Source organism: Myroides sp. DF42-4-2 (assembly GCF_030326445.1).
In the GTDB taxonomy this organism is placed as follows: Bacteria; Bacteroidota; Bacteroidia; order Flavobacteriales; family Flavobacteriaceae; genus Flavobacterium.
Window position 1 is genome coordinate 71,244 of the sequence record NZ_JACAKI010000014.1, and the last position, 24,713, is coordinate 95,956.

Below are 24,713 nucleotides of genomic sequence, written 5' to 3' on the forward strand. Positions count from 1 at the left end.
AACCAACCTAGATACACCAAGATAGTAAGCGGTTTTTTCCATAATAAAATAGTTTTAAGTGTGATTAATAATTAATAATAGAACAGTAGGAAAGTCTTATTTCATAGCATTTTTCCCTTACTAACTAATTAATATTGCCCTATAATCGAATGGATGAACGAATTATATAGATGTGAATTAAAAGGCAATAGATATCCTGTACGCATCCAAAAACAGTTTTTGGACCTAGCGTAAAAAGTGTATTATGCTAACTAAATAGATAATAGGGTAGCCATCCAACATCGAACAAGTCATGCTAGATACAACTACAACAATGTGATTTAGTTAAACTAAAATTTAATCATAGGCTAAATGTGAGTTTAGTTACTAATTTGTTGTTTTAATAAAATGTAATAATTGATAATTTCTCGAATAGAACATTCGATAAGTCCATTAAGGATAGATAAGGTATTGCAAGCATTCATTAAAACGAACACTAAACAAATCCACCTTTGTTTTAAAACCTCTATATACCAAATTGGGAGACGGTATAGTTTAGAAGTCTGTAGTATGTTTAATATAAAGCGAAACTTAAGTATTTCAATAAAGTGAGAAGTAAATGACAAGCCTATATAAAATAAGTTGGCGTGGGTACTCACAATATCTGCATCAGAGGTACTGGTATACCGAGGAACAGACAAGTGAGCCCACGCCTAGGTCGTGAGCTTTTAAACTTATCTTCTCGCTCCTTAAAATTACCAGTTTTCTGATACGAGATTCTAAGCAATAGCTTTAAATTTTTTTAATAGTCTAATTACAAAAATAGAATTTTTATAAAAGAGAATCAAATATAGGTAAAAATAAATATACATCCTAATAGGGATGTGATATTGTTTTTTTTTATGAAGTACTTGCTAATAAAAATAGTATGGCAAAACTTGAACAGATTACTATTATTATTTCAGAGTTAGAGTTGTTTTTAATTGATCGAATTCGTGAGTTAAGAGGTAGAGCTGTGCCATATATTTCGCAGGTTGATTTATCCATAAAGATGGAATACTCAGAAGGTTATATTGGAAAAGTAGAGAATTTTAAAACTAGTAGTAAATACAACTTGAGAAGCTTAAATCTAATAGCTAATAGCCTTGGACTTGAATCTTATACAGAATTGTTGCCTACGACTATTTTAAAAAATGATTTATTGGAATTAACTATTGAGGTCAAAGGAAGTAATGATAGGGTAGATTTTGATGAAAATAACCAAGTAATTAAAAATTATAATATTATTAAAAAACGCATTTTAACCAAAAAAGAGATAAAGGAATTTAATACTAGACGTAGTAAAAAATCTTCTTAAAAAAGAAAAGATTAAAGGTTTAATATTTTGGGATTAAAGATAGTTAGGATTGAAAAAAAAGTAAAATCCTAGGTAATTATGGTACTAAGAATCTGTTCATAAAAGAGTTCTTTTTTTATGAAAATAGTGCTTTTTAATTAATCATTTTTCAGCTTGTCGAAGCTTCATTTCTCACTTCTATCCTTTGCTGTTTATCTTCAATTCTTTCTTTTTCTAGAGAATGAATATAAAATAAAAAGAGACTAAAAAGAATTAATGAGTAAGCAAGCCATTTACCGATACGTTCTATAAAACGTATAAAAATAGAAGCTTCAAAACGTGAGAAGCCTTCTAAACCAGCTACATTTCTACGATAGAATTTTCTCCTATTTATTCAATATATGAGTGCAATTCCTATAAAAAGAGAAATAATTCCTATTGTTAGTGTAATGGTTACCATAAGTAATTAGATGTATTTTGTTGATATTGTATTTAATTACATAAATATAAGCTAAATCAAAACTCATGTATCAGTATAAGGAAGAGAAGCGCTTACTCGAGTTAAGTTGTTTTTCACTGTTTTTCCTTTGGATAACATTAATAATAGGTTTATTTTTAAGAAAAAATCTTACAGTAAAATTTGAATGTTTTTATTATTATATTTTAATCATAAAAAATAACATTTAGGTAATGATATTACTGAGTCGATTAGATGTGTAATCGATTTTTTAATCAATTATTTTTAAAGATTTTAAAAAAAACACTCTATTAGATGGCTGTTAACAAAAATGCACAAATTCGCTATAAAGCACTTGATAAATGTTTCTCTAATCAATATAAAAAATTTTATATCGACGATCTAATTAATTATTGTTCTACAGTATTAATGAATCATTATGGTAAAGAAATTTCTGTTTCTCGCAGACAAATTTTTAATGATATAGATTTTATGAGAAGTGATGCTGGATTCGAAGCACCTATTATTTCGATTAAAGAGGGCAGAAAAGTTTATTACAGATATGAAGATTTAAATTTTTCTATTTTAAACAAGCCTTTAACAGATGTTGAATTACAAGCCATCGACAATACCTTAGAAATTATTTCTAGAATTAAAGGTATACCAGGTTTTACTGATTTAGTAAGTACGCAAGCTAAATTACTTGGAACTAGGTATTCAGATAATAATCATATCATATCATTTGAAGAAAATGAATTTCTACAAGGTATCGAGCATTTAACGCCTTTGTTTAATTATATTAAAAGTAAACAAGTTTTAAAAATCGAAAGTTTATCTTTTAAAACAAACGAAAATTATCGTTCCGTTATTTCACCTTATTATTTAAAACAATTTAATAAAAGGTGGTTTTTATTTGGATGGAGCCATGAGTTTAATAATTTGCAAAATATAGCTTTGGATCGTATCATCTCTATTGAAATGGGTGATGTAAATTATGTAGATTCGACTATAGATTTTGAGGAATACTTTGATGAAATTATAGGAGTTACAAATTTTGCAGATAAAAATATAGCTAATATAAGCATACAATTATCAGATAATATTATTCCATATATTAAATCAAAGCCTATTCATGGTTCTCAGAAGATAAATGATAATATTATTACTTTTCAAGTAAAATTAAATTACGAACTAGAATCTCTTATTTTGTCGTATGGCGAAAATATGAAGGTTATAGAACCTATAGAATTAAAAAATAATATTCTTAATCGTCTAAAAAACACTATTAACCAATACTAATTAACTGTTTATGAAAAACAGCATACAATTCAAACATTTCAGAAAGTTTGAAGATTTTCCAAAATTAGATTTTAATGACATCACTTTTGTTGTAGGTAAAAACAATTCAGGTAAATCCACATTTGTGAAAGCATTTGTGATGGTCAACAATTACCTAAAGTCTGGTAACTTAAAACAGTTAGATCTAAATCAAGGAAGCGTGGAATTATTAAATATCGTAACTTTTGATCGAGCGTTGTGCAAAACAATGTGTGATAGAGAAAGTAAAGAACATATCCCTATTACATTAAAATTAGGTAATTATGAATTTTATCTAAACGTAACAGGCAAAAAAGATAGTACGATCTTAGATGTGGCTACTTTTAAAATTACTGATACATCGTCTTTTTTTACCGTCGAGATTGATCCGCAAAAAGAACATGCTATAGTTTCATATAATTATAAAGAAACTGTCGAGAATAATGCACTAAATGAAGCCATACATCAAAAGAAAGCACTTAAGCAAACACTTACATCCATAACCGATGAACTTTCTAAAGAAAGTATTGATATTAAAAGTCGATTAGAAAAAATAGCTAAAAATATTGAGAGTTTAAAAGATGCAAAAACTGAAATTGAAACATCTTTTACTGTGGAAGCGGATTATAACGGCAATGAATTCACTCAATTATTTAATGATTTATTCAGAGAACTGGATGTTCAATATTGGATTGAAAACCCGAATGTAGAGCTAATAGAAGAAAGTCAGGGTAACAGTATTGATGAAAACGATGTCACAGAAGAAATTTCCGAAAATGAAGAAATTATAGAAAGCGATGAAGAAGAAGTTTTCAGTGATTTACGTTACTATTACATCAATCGCAATAAATTCGAAAATTTCTCTGATCAGTTTTTAAGTTTTACAAATAGCTCCAAAGTGTTTTATTTGCCAGCAACACTTAACAAACAATCTGCTTTATTATCAATTCGAGATAAGAATAATGATTTGGCCGATGTAGTACATAAATACTATCAATTAGGTTTACAAGATGACCCTATCATCTCAGGTTTTGTTAAAGAGTGGATTAAGGAATTTCAGATTGGAACTGATTTAAAAATTGAATTAATAAACGGTGAGGCTTATGATATCACTTTAAAAGAAAATGAAGTATTTATTCCTTTAGCAGATAAAGGAATGGGATCGATTCAAGCGGTATTGTTAATTCTCAGGTTAGCCTCTGTTATTTATTACAAAGAGCAAGAAAGCAAAAAATCGAACTTTAATTACTTCGTTATTGTAGAAGAACCTGAACTTAATTTACATCCTGCGTTACAAAGTAAATTATGTGATTTGTTTTTTGATGTTTACGATAAATATAAAGTGAAGTTTATTATAGAAACACATTCGGAGTATATTATACGTCGTTCTCAAGTTATGAATGCTATTAAAGAATATGCCTTAGACTCTGACGATATCAATCCAACACCATTTTCAACTATTTATTTTAATTCTGAATCCGATGTGGTTGCTTACTCCATGAATTATCAGCCAGATGGTACATTTGAAAATGCTTTTGGAAATGGTTTTTTTGATGCGTCATCTTCAAGTACTTTAGAACTAATTCGTTTAAAACGTCAAAAAAATCAATAGTTATGAAGTTTGAAGTTTACTCGGATAAGGAGATTTTAGAAGAGATTTTGCTTGAAAGCTCTAAATACCAAAATTGGAACAACATTTTAAAGCATCATTCTGACGTTTACTTAAATATGTCTCAGACTGATTATGACCTTGAAATTGCTTTAGCTGACGAAAGTATTTTGTTTCAATATTTGCAAGATACGGGAGGTAAAGAACCTATCCCTAATGAGCAATTTTTTATTGATTTTGAAGCTGATAATAATATAGTTGAAGGGAAGCCGCTATCAGCTTTTTTCTTAAAGAAAGGTGACGCAGAAATCAATAGTTTAAAAGAGCACTTTGGTCTTTTATTCCAAAATGAAAAAATTGATGACAAGATTATATCGAATAAATTCCAAAAAAACTGTAACAAAAACGACATATACAATAATGCTGGATTAATTGGTTGGAAAGCAATAATGCCAACTCAAACTTTAGGTTATAATTCATTAATAATTACAGATCCCCACTTATTTAATAATGACAAAAATGTAAATGGAGTATTTGTTAATTATGGTGTGGAAAATATTATCTTATTTTTAGATGCTATATTACCATTACAATTAGGAGTTGAATTTCATTTATTAATTGTTTCTTCTCGTCAAAATGGAGGTTTTTCTGAAGCTAAAATGCAATCAATATTTCATGATTTAAATACTAGGATTATTGCATTAAGAGGTTATTCGATTACTACAGAATTAGTAATAACTCCTAATTCTATTCATCGAAGAAGCTCTTTTTCAAATTATCATTTAATTAATTGTGATAAGGGGTTTAAATTATTTTCTATAGATGATCCAAGTAGAGTAAATGATGATAACTCTTTTAAATACTGGAATATATTTGAAATTAATCTTCAAGCTCATGGAGATAGTCAATTTAAAGAATTAGTGGATGAGGTTCCAAAAATCAAGGCGGGGATTAGATCTGCAATAAATACCATTAACGGTATGAAACGTAATTTAGAGGATAAAAAATGTTACGGCTTACCACCAGATTATTCAATAAAAAATAGATTAATTAATCACTTTCCTTAACCAATGCATCTCTACTGCACAATTAAAACATATCTTTGCATAAACAAAAACAAACAATAGTATTACATGTCTACACAAAGACCCGATATAAGCTTCATTTTTAATATTACCGATAAGGTACTTTGGAACGTTTTCAAGAAAAACGAAATTGGTGATGTACTCTTACCTTTCGTGGTATTACGCCGTTTAGATTGTATCCTTAAAGATAAAAACGAGAACATACGCACTGCTTATGAAAACTTTAAAGGAAAGGTAGCGGATGATAAATTAGCTCCCATTTTAAAAAAGGCAGCAGGTGGATTAAATTTCTATAATACATCACGACACACGTTCGACTCGTTAAAAGAAAGTACAAAAACCATTGATATCGATTTTCATAATTACATAAATGGTTTTAATGCTATTGTAATTGAAATTTTAGAGAACTTTCAATTCGAAAAAATCATCGCTCGCTTGCAAAAGAACAAACTATTGTACGAAATGGTGAAAGCCATGTGCGATGTAGACTTGTCTTTAGAGAAGTATGATAACCAAAATATGGGTTATGTATTCGAAGAATTGATCCGTATCTCGAATGAGCAATCCAATGAAACGGCCGGAGAACATTTTACACCACGAGATGTAATTGAATTGATGTACAAGGTGGTCTTCTCGACCGAAAAAGAAGAATTATCCCAACCAGGAATCATTCGTACTATTTATGACCCTACATTGGGTACAGGTGGTATGGTCAATTTAGCAAAGAATTATATCGTAGATGAATTATTCGTTACGGGTGTAAAACCAACTATTTTCACCTATGGTCAGGAAATAAATGAACAATCCTATGCTATTGCTAAAGCCGAAGCATTAATTTCGGGAGGTGATGTTGATAATATCAAACACGGTAACACTTTAACAAACGATCGTTTCCCAGATAAAAAGTTCCATTACCAATTTGCTAATCCACCGTACGGAGTAACGTGGGCAAAAGATTACGATTTTGTAGCCAACGAAAGCACCAATCCTGCTGGTCGTTTTTATGCAGGTTTACCTGCTAAAAGTGACGGACAATTATTGTTTTTACAACACATGATTTCTAAAATGGAAACATCAGGTGGTAAAATAGCTGTTGTAACCAATGGTTCTCCTTTGTTTTCAGGTAGTGCAGGTGGTGGCGAAAGCGATATTCGTAAATTTATTATAGAAAGTGATTTGTTAGATTGCATCATTTCATTGCCAAAAGATATGTTCTATAACACAGGTATTGGTACGTATATCTGGTTTTTAGACAATAACAAACCTGTTCACCGTCGTGGTAAAGTACAACTCATCAACGCATCTGATGTTGAAGATAAACGTACTGGTAAAATAGGTTTTGCAACTCCTAACAAACGTAGCTTAGGTAATAAGCGTAACGAAATCTTAGAACATCATATTGATGCAGTGGTAGATATGTACACCCATTTTGAAGAGAGTGAGTATTCTAAAATATTCGATAACGAATTCTTTGGTTATTATAGTGTGCCAGTAGAAAGACCTGTTTATGATGACAAAGGCGAATACAAAAAAGACAAAAAAGGAGATTTAGTAGCAGACAGCAAAAAACGTAGTACAGAGCGTATTCCGCTATCCGATGATATACGCACATATTTTACAGAAAATATTTTACCGCATGTAGACCATGCATGGCCAGATGCCAATAAAATTAAAATTGGCTACGAGATTAATTTCTCTAAATATTTCTACAACTATGTGCCGTTACGTGCATCTACAGATATCAAAGAGGAAATACTAAATCTTGAATTTGGCACAAATGGGGAAAAAGGTATTTCTGATTTAATTAAAGAATTGTTTGTGTAATGGTGGAGCGTTTTAAAAAATCCAAGTTTGAATGGTTTGATGAAATTCCCTTGTCTTGGAGTGAATCTAAAATTTCTTATTTATTTGAAATAGGTAGAGGACGTGTTATATCCCAACAAGAATTAAAAGAGGATGGGATGTATCCCGTTTACTCTTCGCAAACAAAAGATAATGGATGCATGGGGATGATAGATACATATGATTTTGATGACAACTTAATTACATGGACTACAGACGGAGCAAATGCAGGAACAATTTTTATTCGAGAAGGTAAGTTTAATTGTACGAATGTTTGTGGTACATTAAAACCTATATTGGATATTGAATTGAAATACTACTATTATTATTTACAATTTGTTACTCAATTCTATAAAAGACCAGATACAAATGGGGCTAAAATAATGAATAATGAGATGGCAAATATACATACATTGATTCCTCCCAAGGAAACCCAAATCCACATTGCTAAATTTTTAGACAAGAAAACGGCCGAGATTGATGCTATCATAGAGAAAAAAGAAAATTTATTACTGCTGCTGGAAGAAAAGAAAAAAGCCATCATCAACGAAGCGGTAACGAAAGGTATTAATCCAAATGCTCCGATGAAGGATTCTGGGATTGAGTGGATTGGTGAAATTCCTGAGCATTGGGAAGTAAAGCCTTTAGGGTATTTAGGAAGTTGCCAAAATGGAGTAAGCAAAGGTGGTGATTATTTTGGAGAAGGTCATCCGTTTGTAAATTACGGTGATATTTATAAAAACTACGAATTACCGACAACAGTTGAAGGTTTAGCAAAATCTTCCGAAGAAGATCGTGAAGCATATTCTGTATTATATGGAGATGTTTTTTTTACTAGAACATCTGAAACTATTGAAGAAATAGGAATTGCTTCTACTTGTTTAAAAACAATTGAAAATGCAGTCTTTTCAGGCTTTACGATAAGATTTAGACCTTATAGTCTAGAAGAATTATATCCAGAGTATTCTAAATACTTTTTTAGAAGTAATTATATTAGAGTTTCATTAGTTAAAGAAATGAATCTTGTAACTAGAGCATCTTTGAGTCAAACTCTATTAAAATCACTTAAAGTAATATTGCCGCCTTATGAGGAACAAAAAAGTATTGTTTTATATTTTCAAAATAAATTCCAAACAATTGATAAGGCGAAAGAAAAAATAGATGTACAAATCAACAAACTCAAAGAATACCGTCAATCATTAATCTCAGAAGCTGTAACAGGCAAAATAGATATATAGGCTATGGCTACAGGAACGAACGAAGGTGCTTTTGAAGCACATGTGGTAAATTATTTAGTGCATACGGTACAAGAGTATCAGGAGAAACACACTTCTGTTTACAATAAAGATTTATGCCTCATTGAAGAGGATGTTATAAATTTTGTAAAAGAGACACAACCGGATGAATACCTAAAGTTAGAGCAACAATACGGCGCTTTAACGAATCGGAAGATTGTAGAAAACGTTGCAAAATCTATTGCTAATAATAAAACCTTACAGGTTCTTCGTGAAGGTGCTTTAAAAGATCGTGGGGTAAAATTGCAGTTAGCTTATTTCAAACCCAATCACGATCGTTCACCTGAGCATTTAGATAAATACAAAAAGAATAAGCTTACAGTTATTCGTCAACTAGCTTATTCAAACAGAAATAACAACTCACTTGATTTAGGTTTCTTCATCAATGGTATTCCTGTAGCTACTGCTGAACTTAAAAATGCGTTAACAGGTCAGTATCTTTCCCAAGCGATAGAACAATATCGTAAAGACAGAGATGCTAAAGAAAAACTATTCGAATTTCAGCGATGCTTAGTTCATTTTGCAGTAAGCACAGAAAAGGTAGCCATGACTACGCGTTTAGCCAATGAAAAAACCTTCTTTTTACCATTTAATCAAGATTTAGAAAATCATTGTGATGATGATTTTGCTACGTCCTATTGGTATCGCGATGTAATGCGTAAAGATTCCTTAATGGATTTGGTGCAGAATTTTATCAATTTACAAACCAATGAGGAGAAAGTCTTTAATCCTAAAACAAATGGAATAGAAGTAAAAAAATCAGAAGTATTAATTTTCCCCCGTTTTCATCAACGTCGAGCAGTTAATAAATTATTAAGTGATGTTAAAGAAAAAGGAGTTGGTCAAAAATATTTAATCCAACACTCGGCTGGTTCTGGTAAATCAAATACGATTTCTTGGTTGGCTCACCGCCTATCAGATTTGTACCAAAATCCCTCTGACCCAAAATCATTATTTGATACCACGATAGTGGTTACAGACCGTCGTGTATTAGACAAGCAGATACAAAACAACATTCGTCAGTTTGAGCAAACGCCTGGAGCTGTAGCCTATATCGATGAAAATAAATCAGCACAAGATTTACGTATAGCAATCGAAAACGGGAGTAGAATTATTGTAACCACTTTACAAAAATTCCCTGTAATCTCTGATACGGTATCACGTTTTTCAGATCGTAAATTTGCCGTAATTATAGATGAAGCCCATTCATCTCAATCAGGTGAAGCTGCTCGACATCTTCGTAAGTCCTTGTCTTTAGAAGAGGCGGAAGAAAAAGACGTAGTAGAAAAAAGTTTAGATGATATCATTGAGGATGAAATCAAAAGCAAAGGCGATCAAAAGAATATTTCATTTTTTGCTTTCACAGCAACTCCAAAAAACAAGACATTAGAAATTTTTGGGACTGTAAATGCATCTGGAGATAAAACCGAGTTTGATTTGTATTCTATGGAACAGGCCATTAAAGAAGGCTTTATTTTGGATGTGCTGAAAAACTACATGTCTTGGCGTCGTTATTACAAATTAGTTAAGCGTTCGGAGGTAGAAGATAAAGAGTATTCTAAAAAACAAACCTTACGTTTATTGGCAAACTATGTAGATTTACAAGATCATGCAATAGAGAAAAAAACACGTATCATGCTTGAACATTTTGCATCGCAAACGCAAAATGAAATTCAAGGTATGGCTCGTGCCATGTTGGTAACAAAAAGTAGATTACACGCAGTTCGATACAAACTAAAGTTTGATGAAATCATGCGTGAAATGAACCTGCCTTATGAAGCTTTAGTGGCGTTTAGTGGAACCGTTACGGATGGCGATACGGGAGCAGAACACACTTCTGAGTCCATGAATCAATTAGAAGGTAAAATATCGGTACCAGAAGCTTTAAAATTGCCTAAATATAGAATTCTTATTGTAGCAAACATGTATCAAACTGGTTTCGATGAACCTTTATTACATACCATGTTTGTGGATAAGAAATTAGGAGGAACAAGTACGGTGCAAACCCTCAGTCGTTTAAACCGTACTCGGAAAGGGAAAGATTCTACCATGGTTTTAGATTTTGTGAACGATCCCGAAAAAGTTCAGGAAGACTTTCAATTCTATTACGGTAGTAATCGCATGGATTTTGGAGATCAAACCGACCAAAATTCAGTCTATGATGTATTGAATAAAATTGAATCTACGAATTTAATTTATCAGAATGATGTAGAAGCTTTTGCAGAAATTTTCTTTAGAAAAGGTGATAATATGGAATTATTACAACCTATTTTAAATAATTTGGTAGAACGATTTAACGGTCTTGAAAATGAAGCTCAAATTGAACTAAAAGCTACTATCAATGACTTTATTCGTTTGTATAGATTCTTGTCACAAATTATAACCTTTACCGATATTGATTTAGAGAAATATTATGTACTATTAACAGCATTATTTAAAAAACTACCATCGAATAGAGTTTCATTACCCACTGATGTCTTAGAGAATGTAGAGTTAGATAGTTACAAACTTCAGCACCAATATACAACGGACCTACAATTAGAGTCTGCCGAAGTAAATATGCAAGGCCAAACACCTGGAGGTGCTAATGGTATTCAAGAAGATGAATTTGAATTGTTAACCAAAATCATAAAAGTATTAAATGATACCTTTGGTTTAGATTTAAAAGATGAAGACAAAGTCGAGTTCATGAAGATGAAAGAGAATGTTTATCAGAACGAAGAGCTAATGACATTCTTTAATAAGAATAACTCTAAAGCCAATATTCAGGATAAATTCGATGAAACTATCGATGATGAGCTTTTGAATTTTATTGATGGTAAATTAAGTTTATACAACAAACTTACAGATGATCGGGTAAATAAAGAGTTTAAACGTCTTTGGTTTAATGAGGTATATGATAGAGTGTTAAGAGGAGTGTAAATTAGATGCATATATAATTTAGATTAAAGTTTAAAATAACCCATTGGCAAAGCTTGGCAGATTTATTCTACCAAGCTTTGTTGTTTTGTAATGTTAGCTAACAAATTTAATTAACCCATTAAATTCTAACATTATGAATATAGATCGCACAGAATTCCTTTTATGGATGGAGCGTATTATGACGCGCTTCGATCACTTATCAGAACATATAAAAATCCTTCCTATAAAAACTCAAACTATAGACGGAGAAGAGCTTTTAGACAGTCAAGATGTAATGGCACTTTTTAAAATAAGTCCACGTTCCTTACAACGTTACCGCTCAGACGGTAGACTTCCTTATTATACAATTAGTGGTAAACTCTACTACAAACGCTCAGATGTCAATCAGTTTATCAGAGAATGTTTTAAACATCCTGTACGCAAGAAGTAAATAGCAGCTAAAAGCCAAGAGTGACCTTTAGAGCATACTATTTACTAAGCAGACTCTCTTGGCTTTAGTTTTAAGTTTTTAATCATTTAAAACTAGGTATTATGAGTACAGAAACCACACAAAGACAAGTCGAGCACGATGTACTTCTTGTCAACGACAAAACAAAAAATAAGATTCAAGTAGTTAAAGGACTGAATAAAGAAGGTAAACTTGAAACAGTACCACCAACTAAAAAGAATCAAAATCAATTTTTAAAAGTAGATCGTAACGGAGATTTCTTTTCCAACTTCTTTTCTAATTTTTTCAGCCAACTTAAAAATCCAACACAGTTTACTTTTTTTAGAGTTCCGGAGCTATTGACCATCAAGATGGCTAATCAAATGCAAAAAGAGCTCAATCAATCAGGGCCAACTCATGAGTTGTTTTTAAAACATCAGATTACAGAAATTGGTAATGAGTCAAAGAAAGAAAACAAAGTAGCTGAACCCGTAAAAGAAGAGGGACAGTATAGTTCTAATAAGTTTGATATTAAAGATATTGATTGGGATTCACTTTCAAGGCTTGGGCTATCAAAAGAAAAATTGCAAGAAATGGATTTATTAGAACCACTATTACAAGGCTATAAAACCAAGGATTTAGTAGCTGTAAATTTAGATTTAGGCTCAGCTGTGTTTTCTTTGGATGCAAGACTTTCACTACAAAAAAACGAAGAAGGTAAAGTGGTTATGGCACTAGAAGGAGTAAAGAAATACCCTAATCTTAATGTACCGCTTTATGGACATGAGTTTTCAAAGCAAGATAAACACAACCTTTTAAAAACAGGGAATATGGGTAGGGTAGTGGATCTTGTCCATCCAACAACAAAGGAGATGATTCCATCGGTTGTAAGCGTGGATAGATTAACTAATAACCTTGTAGTGACAAGAGTTGAGAAAATGCAGTTACCACAAGAGGTAAAGGGCATTGTACTTAGTGAACAGCAGCTACAAACTTTAAAAGATGGTAAGCCACTACTTGTAGAAGGCATGACCTCTGCTAAAGGAAATCTATTTAATGCCGAGATTCAGTTTAATGCAGCTAAAGGGCATATTGAGTTTTTGTTTGAGAATACTAATAAACAAAGTCAGTCTCAAAACCAAACACAAAACCAATCCCAACTCTCTGATGATCTAAAAACCTTTAGAGGCAAAGAACTTACTAAAAAACAGCAAAGTGATTTATTGGAAGGTAAACCAATTTATATCAAGGATTTGATTGATAAACGAGGTAATCCTTATCAAGGCTATGTTACGTATAATAAAGAAACTAAGCAAGCTGATTTTTCGTTTCAAAACCCAAACAAAGAACAGCAGTCAAAAGCTCAATCGCAGTCAGAAAAACAAGCAGATGAGCCTAAAAAAACAAAAGGACGTAAAATGTAAAGCTAAAGACTATGATTGTAATTCTTGCAGAAAAACCAAGTGTGGCTAGGGAGATAGCAATGCTTGTGGGAGCCAAAACAAAAAAGGATGGCTTTATCGAAGGAAACGGCTACTGTGTGACTTGGGCAATTGGTCATTTAGTTTCACTAGCTATGCCAGAGGATTATGGATTTCAAGGTTTTAGAAGAGAAGCTTTACCAATTTTACCTAGGTCATATTTGTTACTTCCAAGAAAGATCAAAAAAGCAAACAAATACACTTCTGATCCATCGGCTTTAAAACAGCTTAAAGTTATTGATAAACTCTTTAAAGCAGGTTCTGAGATAATTGTAGCCACTGATGCAGGTAGGGAAGGAGAGCTTATATTTCGCTACATCTACCAGTATTTAAACTGTGATAAACCATTTAAAAGGTTGTGGATAAGTTCGCTAACTGAAAAAGCCATTAAAGAAGGCTTACAAAATCTTAAAGAAGGAAGTGAATTTGATGGACTTTTTAGAGCAGGTCACAGTAGAAGTAGAGCAGATTGGCTTGTTGGAATAAACGCTTCTCAAGCACTAACTGTTTCAATGAATGATTCGGTGTATTCTCTTGGGAGAGTACAAACTCCAACGCTTAGTCTTATCTGTAAACGGTATTTAGAGTATACTTCTTTTAAAAAGAAACTCTATTATCAAATTGAGCTTGTCCATCAAAAAGAAGGTATACTATTTAAGTCTCTTTCAACAGATAAATGGGAAGATAAACAAAAAGCTGAGCAAGCTTTAAAACTCATTGAAAAACAAAGTGAGGTTGAAATTGAGAAAGTAGAAACCAAGACAATAAGAGAAGAATCCCCACTTCTTTTTGATTTAACTTCACTTCAAAAAAGAGCCAATGAACTCTTTGGATTCTCAGCAGATGAGACTCTCAGCATTGCTCAGAGCCTGTATGAAAAGAAGTTTATCACCTATCCAAGAACATCGAGTAAGTATATTCCAGAGGATTTATGGGCTGAGGTTCCTAACTTATTAAAGGTTCTTTCAGATGATAGTAGATATAGTAACCTGCTTCTAAAACTAAAGATGGCAAGGCTTAATAAGAAGATAGTAAATGATGTAAAGGTTACGGATCATCATGGACTATTAACTACAGATAGACTTCCTTCAGCGATTAATGCTAAAGAAGAGAGTATTTATCATTTGATTGCACAATGTGTATGGGAAAGTGTATTTGAACCTTGTGTAAAAAAGCAAACAGAGGTAACCTTAAATGTTTTGGATTATGAGTTTCGTTTTAAGTCTTCTTCAATAATAGAACTTGGATGGAGAGAGGTAAGAAAGGAGTTATCCAATAATGATGAGATAGTAATAGATCTACCAGATTTAAAACAAGGAGATAACCTAAAGATAAAAGAAGCTAAAACTCTTGAAAAATCAACAAGACCTAAAGCTTTATATACAGAAAGTACACTTTTATCGGCTATGGAAAACGCTTCTAAAGAGGTAGAAGATAAATCACTTCAGAGCGTTATTAAAGACATTGGAATTGGAACAGCTGCAACAAGAGCTTCTATTATCGAAACGCTTTTAAAAAGGGATTATATAACAAGAAAAACCAAGTCACTTGTTCCAACTGAAAAAGGACTTAAAGTATATGAAATAGTCAAGAATAAACTTATCTCCGATGTACTATTAACCGCTAAATGGGAAGCTGATTTTAAAGATATTGAAGAGAATACAATTGATATGGAAGAGTTTCATAGTAAGATTGAAGATTATACTTCGGAGATAACAACAGAGCTTTTAGCAATAAAACCAGTTAATGAAACGGATCATCTATCTTGTCCCAAGTGTAAAGGGCATACACTTCAATTAAGAGAAAAGGTAGTGAAATGTTTGGATACTGATTGTAGTTGGGTGTTGTTTAGGGAGGTATGTGGAGTAAAACTAACTATTGATGATATCACTGACCTAATACAACAAAGCAAAACCAAACTCCTAAAAGGATTGACAAGTAAAGCAGGAAAAAAGTTTGATACTTACCTTATCTTAAAAGAAGATTGTACTACAGGGTTTGAGTTTAAAAACAAGTAATTAAAATTAAACAAAGCAAAAGGAGTTATCTAAAAATTAGGTAACTCCTTTTGCTTTATATCTTAGTTTTTATGCTTTTTAGCATGTTTTTTCTGCTGTCCAGGAGCATAAGGTTTAGCAGACTTTGATCCTGTTACTTTTTTCATTTGTCCAGGAGGAACATCATTGTTTCCATGTGATTTTACGTGTACAGAACAAGAAGCTAAAAGTAAAGCCATTAAGGCTAAAATACCTAAGTGTTTTATTCTTTTCATATTTTTTGTATTACTATTTGGTAAGATAAGAAGTACTGATTTGTTTGTACTTATTTAAGCTTATTAAACAATGAGAAAACAAAAGTAAATAAATTTTAAACCCATCCGTTTAAAACTAATAAAGTAAAACAAGAAGTTATCTGATTCAGATAACTTCTTGTTTTAAAAACTAATTGAAATAATCAATTAACTATTTCTAAATACATGACCATTTTCATAAGTATAATCACTCATAAATAGATCTCTAGCAAAGCTGTCATAATCAAAGTATGATTTTACAAAATCAGATAAATCGTAACATTCATCAATGATTTGATAAGCGAAATCTTCTTCACTGTTATAATATCCTTGATAATCATCTTCAAATGATTCAAATAACGAGTCTATATCATCAGATTCAATATTGTAATTACCAATGCTGATCCAAGCTGAAAAAGCTTCTAAGGTTTTATAATCTAAATCTGATACTTTTTCAATGATTGTAAAAATATTTTCTGAAAGACTACTTTCTGATATTAACTCAGATTGGATGTTTTCCCAATCTTGAAACATAAATTCAGGGTCTGTTTCATCACAATGTAGTTCTTTACAAAATTCATAAAACTCTTCAATAGAGCTAAAGTTACTAAGTTCGATCCAATCTCCTTTAATTGAACCATTGTTATACTTAGCATAAGTACCAACATAAACTTTTGAGTGCATTAAATTTTCCATGATAAATAGCATTATGACCTTAGGGTCTGGTTAATTTCATGGCACTTGAGTTTTGGTTTTTAGCTAAATGCAGTTTTTACAAAATAAATACGCTCAAAGTTTGAGGAAGATTTATTGCAGTAATCCAAAGGACTTGAACTTGTAATAGCTAAAAAGTGAAAAAACTTTGCCTAATGAAATACCACTGCCAAGGTTATAATTAAAAATGGAGCATATATTTTGTCAGTTCAACTATTTATTTTCGTATCACGATGTATGATTAAGTCGAAAAAAAGGGAGTAACAAAATCAAAATTATTCATTGATAAGAAGAATAGGTTGTTATTTATAGTTAAGGTTCTTAGGGCACCCATAAAGACTTATAATTATTCGGTATATTATCAATTAAGATACTTGTATTTGCAATGATTTGGTTGAAGAACTTGGATTGGCTTAAACTATGATTTCAAAAGATTCAAAGGAGTTGAAGAGTAGTAGATTTATTAAAGGGACAATTGACTATAATTCTTACTTTTTTGTAAGATGTATTGTTATGGTGATCGTATAGAATGATTTAGCTTAGGGAAATAGGGAACAAACAGCGCTTCTTATTGCGCTAAATAATGTGTTCTAAGTATCGTGCCTTTTATTTTTTCTTTTACTCTTTATGTTTTTACTTTTCATCATTGTGCTTATGTTTAGCTTTAAATTAGATCAAATAGTGCGATTGCCTATGTAAATTATCAAAGTTTCCATACTACTTGTTATATAGATTGTATTGATGCTCTTTGTTAGCTTCTTTTTTAAATAAATCCATTCCCTCAAGATTTTGTATGTTTTATTGGACCTTTAGTTGAAGTTCCTGTACTGATTGATTCTACTTGTACGTGTGAGTTTATTAATGAAAAAGAAATATTGTATTTAACTCAACTTTTGATCTTTTTAAGTCGTTATTATAATTAGGATTTTAAATTAAAAAAGAAGCTAAATATCAAAGTATTTGGCTTCTTTTTCTAAATATAAAATAAGTGTATTTACTTTAACTTTGTTGGATAATTTTTTAGATATGCAATGAGTGGACTAGGAAGAAATTTTTTATTATCACATTATATTGATTTAAAAAAAACAATTTTACTTTTTTTTAGTTGTTTTATACTCTTTTCTTGTCAAAAAAAGAGTATAAAATTACCTTATCTAGGCAACCATAAAGAAGTCATTTCAGAAAATGGAGAAATAATTCGACATTATTTTAAGGTTCCTAATTTTCAATTGATAAATCAGGATAGTATTGTAATTAATAATACTAGTTTTAAAGATAAAATATATATAGCTGATTTTATATTTTTGAAGTGTCCTACTATTTGTCCCATAATGAATGTAGAACTTAAAAGAGTATATGATATTTATAAGGACAACTCGAATGTTCTTTTTGCTTCACACACAATAGATCCTGAAAATGATTCCATTCCTGCTTTAAAAGTGTATAGTGATCAGCTAGGTGTAGAAGCAACGAAGTGGTTCTTTTTACATGGTGAAAAGGACTATATTCATCAATTAGCCGAAAAAGGATATTTTTCACAAGCTTATGAAAACAAGGAGGTTCCCGGTGGTTATGCACATAGTGGGGGCTTTTTGTTAGTAGACAAGCAAAGACATATAAGAGGGGTCTACGATGGAACAAATGCAAAAGATGTAGATCGATTAATAATTGAAATTGAAATTTTACTCCAAGAAAAGTTAGATTAATTGAAGAAAAGTATTTTAGTTTTAGTACTGTTATCCTTTATTTACCAAAATACTTCTAGTTTTTGGATACTAACTTCATTTTATATAAATCAAGATTATATTGCAAAAAATATTTGTATCAACAGATTTGATATGATTCCCGTTTGTAATGGGAAATGCTATCTTCAGAGCGAATTGTCTGCTGATTTAGATAAGAAACAAGAACTGCCAAATATAAAAATAATCGATTTCCAACCTTTGTTTTGTCAGAGTTTATTTGTTGAAGATGATATCAGCTTTACGCTTGATTATCTACTTAGTTACCCGGAATATTTTTGTGAATTTCTAATTTCATCATTAGTTTTTTCTGTTTTTCAACCTCCAGAGCACGTTTAGTTTTTGGACGATGGAATAAAAATTTGCTAGATCTAGACTTAGATCTAGTGATTTTATATTCTATGTATAGAAATGAAGAATTAATTAAAACTTGAAAGAAAAAAATGAAACAAACTAGCCGATTACCTGTTTGCAATATTGGTATGTTTGATAGTTCTAGTGATTTTTGGATTGACTCCATAGAAGGGCTCCTTAAAAAGTATCCTTTACTTGAATTTGCACATATAAATACTTTTTATATGATCTTAGTACTAGAAAAAGCAAATGGTGAAATTACCATAGATAATGAAAAGTTATGTATTGATAATTCACAAGTTATTATTATAAAACCAAATTGTATAAATAAAATATTTATTAATACAGAAGCCAAGGGGAAAATTATATGTTTTAATGAAGATTTTTTTTCGTTGAGATATAACAATAATGTATTGAATCAATTTGCTTGTCTAAATGAGGGTTTTTGGATTTCCATACGATTACCTACAACTTATTTTAAAAAAATTGAGTCAATAGTGGTACTTATGTTGGATGAGTATATAATTAAAAAGAAGGCATGTAAAAAAGTTTTACGTTCTTACTTGAATATTTTATTAGTTAATTTTGATCGATTATACGTCCCTGTAAAAACGGAGAGTCTTTATAATCCAGTTAAAGATAAAATTCAAAGATTTCAAAAATTGATTGAACTTAATTTTAAGACTCATAAACTTCCCTCTGATTATGCAGAAATGCTAAATATTAGTACCAACTATTTGAATAAAATATGTAAAAATTTATTGGGTCAAACCTCTGGAAGCCTTATACAACGACAGATTATATTAGAAGCTCAACGATTATTAAAATACACTAACAGCTCAGTTAATGAAATTGCACTTGAATTGGGATTTGATCATCCATCTTATTTTATTACGAGTTTTAAAAAGACAACGAATAAGACTCCCGAGCAGTATAGAAAAAGTATATTTAAAGAGTAATTATTTAAATAATATGAGTGATTTTTTTAATTTTAATTACTTATTTTGTTAATATTTGTGTTTTAATTCGCAAAAAGCAGTATTGTTTTATTAAACAATCTGCTTTTTTTGTTTACCATAAAATCGTAGATAATATAAGAGATTTGCTGAAACAAAATAAACAACATTACTTATGGATTTTCCAATGTTTCATCTCGATTGGCTTAATAATCGGATGTTGATTGCAGGTATTGCGACCTTACATGTTATCATTAATCACGGATTAGCAGTTGGCTTCATTCCTTTTGTTACTTGGCTAGAACAAAAAGGTATAAGAAAGAGTGCTAATAATCAAATAACGGATCTAAAATGGGATCAAATGGTATATAAAATGATGAAAGTTGCTTTCATTATAACAACAACCATAGGAGCATTAACGGGCGTAGGTATATGGTTTTCAGCATCGTTAATTAGTCCTACATCTATAGGTTCTTTAATTCGAGTTTTCTATTGGGCTTGGTTTACAGAATGGCTTGTATTTGTTACAGAAGTTGTATTGATTATGATTTATTTTTTAACATGGAAAAATAGTAATTCTTCTTTGAAAGCAAAAATTAGACACATTAGATTTGGTTGGTTTTTGAGTTTAGCTTCTTGGATCACAATGGTAATTATTGTTGCTATATTAGGTTTTATGATGGATCCAGGCAATTGGACAAGTAATCCAAATCTGATCAATGGATTTACCAATCCACTATATTTACCTCAATTGTTTTTTAGGACGCCTATGGCCATGTTAATGGCTGGTGTTTTTGGTTTATTTCTAATAACCTTATTTGCAAAAAAAGAACATGAAATCCGTCAATATGCAGTAAGAGCTGCTTCAAAATGGATTGTTTTTTGGTCACCATTTACCTTACTTGGAGCCTATGTTTATTATAAAGCTATTCCTGAGGGTATGACTGCTAATATGAGTACTGCTGTAGGAACTATTGATTTTGCCCAATACTATGATTTGTTGAAGTATATTATTATAGGTGGTATTAGTTTAGCTGTGGTTATCGCTACTGTTGGGTTAATAAGAGCAAGAATAGTACGGGCTTATATGGTTGTAGTACCAGTGTTATTTGTTTTTGCTTTTTTGGGATTTTTTGAGAGAGTAAGAGAATTCGTTCGTAAACCTTATGTGATTGGACAGTATATGTATTCGAATTTGCTATTGGAAGAAGATTATCCTGTTTATCAAAAAGAAGGAGTTCTTAAGCATGCTACCTATACATCAGTTTCTGAAATAACCCAAGAGAATAAAGTACAAGCTGGGGAGGAAGTGTTTATGCTTGCATGTAGTAGATGTCATACAGGTCAAGGAGTTAATAGTGTAGTAGATGTATTTGAAAGGATGATGGGAACGAAAGACACTTTAAATGTAAATACAATGAAAGCTTATATGCCGAACATGCACACTGGGAGAAATTACATGCCCCCCTTCCCTGGTAATGAAGCAGAGGCAGAGGCTTTAGCTGTATTTATTAGATATCTGCAAGATACAAGAGCTACAATAGAAGGTGCACAAACAAAAGGGGTTGATATTAACCCAAACTATAGTGTAGAAACTTTAATCAAAAACCAACTAAACCAACCAATAGATGATCACAATGAATAGTTTTTGGCTTACTTTAAGTACGAGTGTACCAGTTCCAAAAGATCTTCCTCTACCTTTACCACTTCCAGAATGGTTATTAATACTAATTTTAGTAGTATCCTTTTTAGCGCATTTAATTTTCGTGAATTTGATGTTAGGAGGAACGTTATTATCCCTATGGGCACAAATAAAAGGACTTAAAGACAAAAAGTTTGATTGCCTGGCAAAAGAAATAGCAGCAACTATTACAGTTAATAAAAGTATCGCTGTTGTTTTAGGGGTAGCTCCTTTATTGAGTATCAATGTTCTTTATACGGTATATTTTTATTCTGCAAATGCTTTAACAGGACTTGTTTGGATTGCGGTAATCCCATTAGTTGCCATTGCCTTTTTATTGACGTATTTGCATAAGTATACTTGGAAATTGTTTGAAGAGAACAAGGCAGTACACATTTCTATTCTAGCAGTAGCTACAGCAATTTTACTCTTTATTCCTTTTATATTTCTTACAAATATTAATTTGATGTTATTTCCTGAAAAATGGGGAGTTATCAAAGGTTTTTTAAGTGCTATGACTCTTCCAAATGTATTTCCAAGATACTTTCACTTTATTTTTGCTTCAATTGCTGTCACAGGTTTATTTTTGTTTTGGTATATGTCAAGAAAAAGCTATCCTTTCAAACAAGTATTACCAGGTTTTGAAAGATATCAGATTCAAAAAATGGGATATTCATTAGCACTTATAGCTTCGATAGGTCAAATGTTAATCGGTCCTATTGTATTATTTACACTTCCTTCAAAAGGAATTAGTTTGACACTTATTTTGGTTATTTTTTCTGGTGTTGCTTTAGCACTTCCAGCCATGTGGATGATGTGGAAAGGCTTACAAGCGCCTAAACAAGAGATTGGTAAAAATTTCTATAAAGTGGTAATGCTTATGTCTATTACTGTAATTTTTATGGGGTCAGGGAGACATATTTATAGAGCTAATGCGTTAGAGCCACATCAGAAGTTAGTGAAATTAAGAACGGAAGAATTTGAGAATAGAAAAAGAGAGATTCTAGAAAATAAAAAACAAGAAGAGTTAGTGGAAAACAGTAAAGAGTTGTCTGTTGCAGATTTAGGAAAAAAAGTATTTAATCAATATTGTGCAGCATGTCATAAAGAAAAAGAGATGCTTATAGGTCCACCTGTAACTGAGATGGGAGAAATTTATATAAACAATAAAACAGCGCTTGTACAGTGGATTAAATCTCCAGGTAAAAAGCGCGAAAATGCTCCTCAAATGCCTGGATTTCCACAAATATCAGATGATGATATGAATAAATTAACTGAATATATTTTAACGATAAATAACGAGTAATGGAAGTTGTATTAATCTTTTTAGCAATAAGTTTATTTTTAATTTGTATTAAAAATTTGATAGATATAAATCTTTTAGCCTTAAGAGTAAGTAAGAACAAAGAGCTAAATAAACAGAATAATGATTTAGATCAAAATTACCAATTTATTAGAGGGCTCTATTAGTTATAAAGTCCTATTGCACCCATAGTTCTCTTAATATTGGTAAGTAAAAAGGAGTGTGATAGTCATTAAGCACTCCTTTTGTTTATTTAATCAGGCAATTAATTTACATATACAATACTAAATTTTGTAATGAAGAAAATTAGTAGGATTTTTGCATCGTGAAATTCGCAATTGTCATATTATCCTTATTTATGTTATTCAAACCGGTACTACCAGTTGTTGAATATGTAGTGTTATATGATTATATCAAAAATGAGCTTTGCGTAAATAAAGATAAGCCAGAAATGAAATGTAATGGGAAGTGTCATTTAAAAAAAGAAATGGCGAATGCTTCAGATTCTGGAAAAGAAAAAAGTAAAAGCAATTTCGCATCTGCTGAAATACAAATTGTGTACTTTCAAGAAGTACTAAATAAAACTGCTATTTATTCGTTTCAAACTTATAGCTTCAAAGCTTTTTTTGCTTTGGTAAACCAATATTATTTTTCCTTTTCAAATTTTCTTTTTAGACCTCCAGTCTAGTTCTCTTTGAGGGATGGTTTAGTGATACTGTGTTTGTGAACTCAATGCGTAAGGTTGGGATTAATTCCTATGTGGTATATCGTGATAATCTATCCTGAAACAACAAAGGAAATTTGTTTAATCTAGGTATTGTATAATTTTATTCAATGCCCTTAAATCAATGTATTTTGATATTTTTTGTAGGATAATTCAAGGTGATCGCACGCTTGAACTATCAAATACGGCCTATTTGGTTGGAGATAAAAGAAACACTTTTGTTTTTTTACTACCCAAATTTTTAGGTGTGATAACTTATACAATCTTTTTTACTACAATGAGAATTTTTATTTGGATAGTAGCAATGTTTATGCTTACTACGGCTTGTACTATAGACAAGACAGATTTTGAATCAGAAAACAATACGGTTGTTCCTGATGATTACGAGTTTAAAGAGGTAGTTTCTATAGATAAAGGAAGCTATCATATTCGTGTAGAAGCTTTAAATGGAAAGCTTTATAAGGGATATAATGAAATTAGACTAAGAATTACGAAGGCAACCACTCAGGCGCCCATTCAGGAGGGAAAAGTTACTTTTTTACCCGTCTTAACTACTTCAGAAGGAAATAAAGAGACCTGCCCAAATCAATATGCGTTGATGTATGACAAAGCCGAAGAGGTATATAAGGGGTTTTCTGTCTTTACTCAGGAGAATACCCAAGGAGATTGGAAAATAACCATCACTATGGAAGATGATAATGGAACCCTAACGGTAAGTCAGCCTATTGCTGTTGAAAAACAGGTAAATAAAAATTTAAATATGACATCCTTTATAGGAAGTGATACGGAAAGTTATCTGATTGCTTTAGTTGCTCCATTGAAACCAAAGGTAGCAGAAAATGAACTGGTTGCTGCTATATATAAGTTGGATTCTTCTAATACTGCATTAGGCGAAAACGATCCTACTTTTAAAGATAAGTATGTATTAGTTGAGGATTATACGCTATTGTTAGATCCGCGCATGCCGGAGCCCTCAATGGGAAATCACTCTTCACCTCATAATAAGGATTTAGTGCAAAAAGAAGATGGATTTTATTATGGCATTGTAAATTATACCATGACAGGAAATTGGACATTGAACTTTATTTTGTTAAATAAAGCAGGGCTTATCTTAAAAGGAACTAAAGTGCCAACAGATTTTACTCCTGGAGTGGAGGGGGAAAAAAGTGAATTATTCATTGATACCTTATTTTAATGGT

General features: G+C 31.2%; 18 protein-coding genes. 16 read left to right on the plus strand and 2 right to left on the minus strand.

Annotated elements, in window-relative coordinates; all coding sequences use genetic code 11:
- Window positions 1–907 precede the first annotated feature (907 nt).
- The 10 genes from HX062_RS11280 (at window position 908) to HX062_RS11330 (ending at window position 15,768) form a co-directional block, all read left to right on the plus strand.
- On the plus strand, window positions 908–1,336 hold the full coding sequence (locus HX062_RS11280; RefSeq protein WP_286467485.1) for a transcriptional regulator: 429 nt from the start codon (window positions 908–910) through the stop codon (window positions 1,334–1,336).
- 751 nt (window positions 1,337–2,087) lie between these two features.
- The gene (locus HX062_RS11290) at window positions 2,088–3,071 is read left to right on the plus strand and encodes a helix-turn-helix transcriptional regulator (protein ID WP_286467487.1); all 984 of its coding nucleotides are present in this window, start codon (window positions 2,088–2,090) and stop codon (window positions 3,069–3,071) included.
- Between the two features lie 10 nt (window positions 3,072–3,081).
- Window positions 3,082–4,701 (plus strand): AAA family ATPase, encoded by a 1,620-nt coding sequence (locus HX062_RS11295; protein WP_286467488.1) that lies wholly within the window; start codon window positions 3,082–3,084, stop codon window positions 4,699–4,701.
- A 2-nt stretch (window positions 4,702–4,703) separates the two neighbouring features.
- Window positions 4,704–5,765, plus strand: a complete 1,062-nt coding sequence (locus HX062_RS11300) for a hypothetical protein (protein WP_050377095.1) — start codon at window positions 4,704–4,706, stop codon at window positions 5,763–5,765.
- 66 nt (window positions 5,766–5,831) lie between these two features.
- Window positions 5,832–7,607, plus strand: coding sequence for a class I SAM-dependent DNA methyltransferase (locus HX062_RS11305; RefSeq protein WP_286467490.1), 1,776 nt, complete (start codon window positions 5,832–5,834; stop codon window positions 7,605–7,607).
- The gene (locus tag HX062_RS11310; protein ID WP_286467491.1) at window positions 7,607–8,863 is read left to right on the plus strand and encodes a restriction endonuclease subunit S; all 1,257 of its coding nucleotides are present in this window, start codon (window positions 7,607–7,609) and stop codon (window positions 8,861–8,863) included. Before HX062_RS11305 ends, HX062_RS11310 begins: the two co-directional genes overlap by 1 nt.
- A gap of 3 nt (window positions 8,864–8,866) precedes the next feature.
- Window positions 8,867–11,842 (plus strand): type I restriction endonuclease subunit R, encoded by a 2,976-nt coding sequence (locus HX062_RS11315; RefSeq protein WP_286467492.1) that lies wholly within the window; start codon window positions 8,867–8,869, stop codon window positions 11,840–11,842.
- 133 nt (window positions 11,843–11,975) lie between these two features.
- Window positions 11,976–12,272, plus strand: a complete 297-nt coding sequence (locus HX062_RS11320) for a helix-turn-helix domain-containing protein (RefSeq protein ID WP_286467493.1) — start codon at window positions 11,976–11,978, stop codon at window positions 12,270–12,272.
- Between the two features lie 101 nt (window positions 12,273–12,373).
- Complete coding sequence (locus tag HX062_RS11325; RefSeq protein ID WP_286467494.1) at window positions 12,374–13,693, plus strand: DUF3945 domain-containing protein; 1,320 nt, start codon at window positions 12,374–12,376, stop codon at window positions 13,691–13,693.
- Window positions 13,694–13,704: 11 nt separating this feature from the next.
- Window positions 13,705–15,768: a type IA DNA topoisomerase gene (locus tag HX062_RS11330; protein ID WP_286467495.1), complete on the plus strand. Its 2,064-nt coding sequence runs from the start codon at window positions 13,705–13,707 to the stop codon at window positions 15,766–15,768.
- A gap of 62 nt (window positions 15,769–15,830) precedes the next feature.
- On the opposite strand, the gene HX062_RS11335 is transcribed toward HX062_RS11330, so the two are convergent.
- The gene (locus HX062_RS11335; RefSeq protein ID WP_286467496.1) at window positions 15,831–16,022 is read right to left on the minus strand and encodes a hypothetical protein; all 192 of its coding nucleotides are present in this window, start codon (window positions 16,020–16,022) and stop codon (window positions 15,831–15,833) included.
- A gap of 186 nt (window positions 16,023–16,208) precedes the next feature.
- Window positions 16,209–16,736 carry an antirestriction protein ArdA gene (locus tag HX062_RS11340; RefSeq protein WP_286467497.1) on the minus strand — a complete coding sequence of 176 codons (528 nt, stop codon included), beginning with the start codon at window positions 16,734–16,736 and terminating at the stop codon, window positions 16,209–16,211.
- A gap of 1,049 nt (window positions 16,737–17,785) precedes the next feature.
- Here HX062_RS11340 and HX062_RS11345 point away from each other — a divergent pair.
- From HX062_RS11345 to HX062_RS11370, 6 genes are all read left to right on the plus strand, one after another.
- Window positions 17,786–18,460: an SCO family protein gene (locus HX062_RS11345; RefSeq protein ID WP_286467498.1), complete on the plus strand. Its 675-nt coding sequence runs from the start codon at window positions 17,786–17,788 to the stop codon at window positions 18,458–18,460.
- A 479-nt stretch (window positions 18,461–18,939) separates the two neighbouring features.
- On the plus strand, window positions 18,940–19,809 hold the full coding sequence (locus HX062_RS11350; RefSeq protein ID WP_286467499.1) for a helix-turn-helix domain-containing protein: 870 nt from the start codon (window positions 18,940–18,942) through the stop codon (window positions 19,807–19,809).
- 172 nt (window positions 19,810–19,981) lie between these two features.
- Complete coding sequence (locus HX062_RS11355) at window positions 19,982–21,451, plus strand: c-type cytochrome (protein ID WP_286467500.1); 1,470 nt, start codon at window positions 19,982–19,984, stop codon at window positions 21,449–21,451.
- A complete protein-coding gene (locus HX062_RS11360) occupies window positions 21,435–22,793 on the plus strand; it encodes a c-type cytochrome (RefSeq protein ID WP_286467501.1) in 1,359 nt (452 codons plus the stop codon). Before HX062_RS11355 ends, HX062_RS11360 begins: the two co-directional genes overlap by 17 nt.
- Before the next feature lie 355 nt (window positions 22,794–23,148).
- Window positions 23,149–23,478 carry a hypothetical protein gene (locus HX062_RS11365; protein ID WP_286467502.1) on the plus strand — a complete coding sequence of 110 codons (330 nt, stop codon included), beginning with the start codon at window positions 23,149–23,151 and terminating at the stop codon, window positions 23,476–23,478.
- A gap of 313 nt (window positions 23,479–23,791) precedes the next feature.
- Window positions 23,792–24,709 carry a hypothetical protein gene (locus HX062_RS11370; RefSeq protein ID WP_286467503.1) on the plus strand — a complete coding sequence of 306 codons (918 nt, stop codon included), beginning with the start codon at window positions 23,792–23,794 and terminating at the stop codon, window positions 24,707–24,709.
- The last annotated feature ends 4 nt before the right edge of the window (window positions 24,710–24,713 follow it).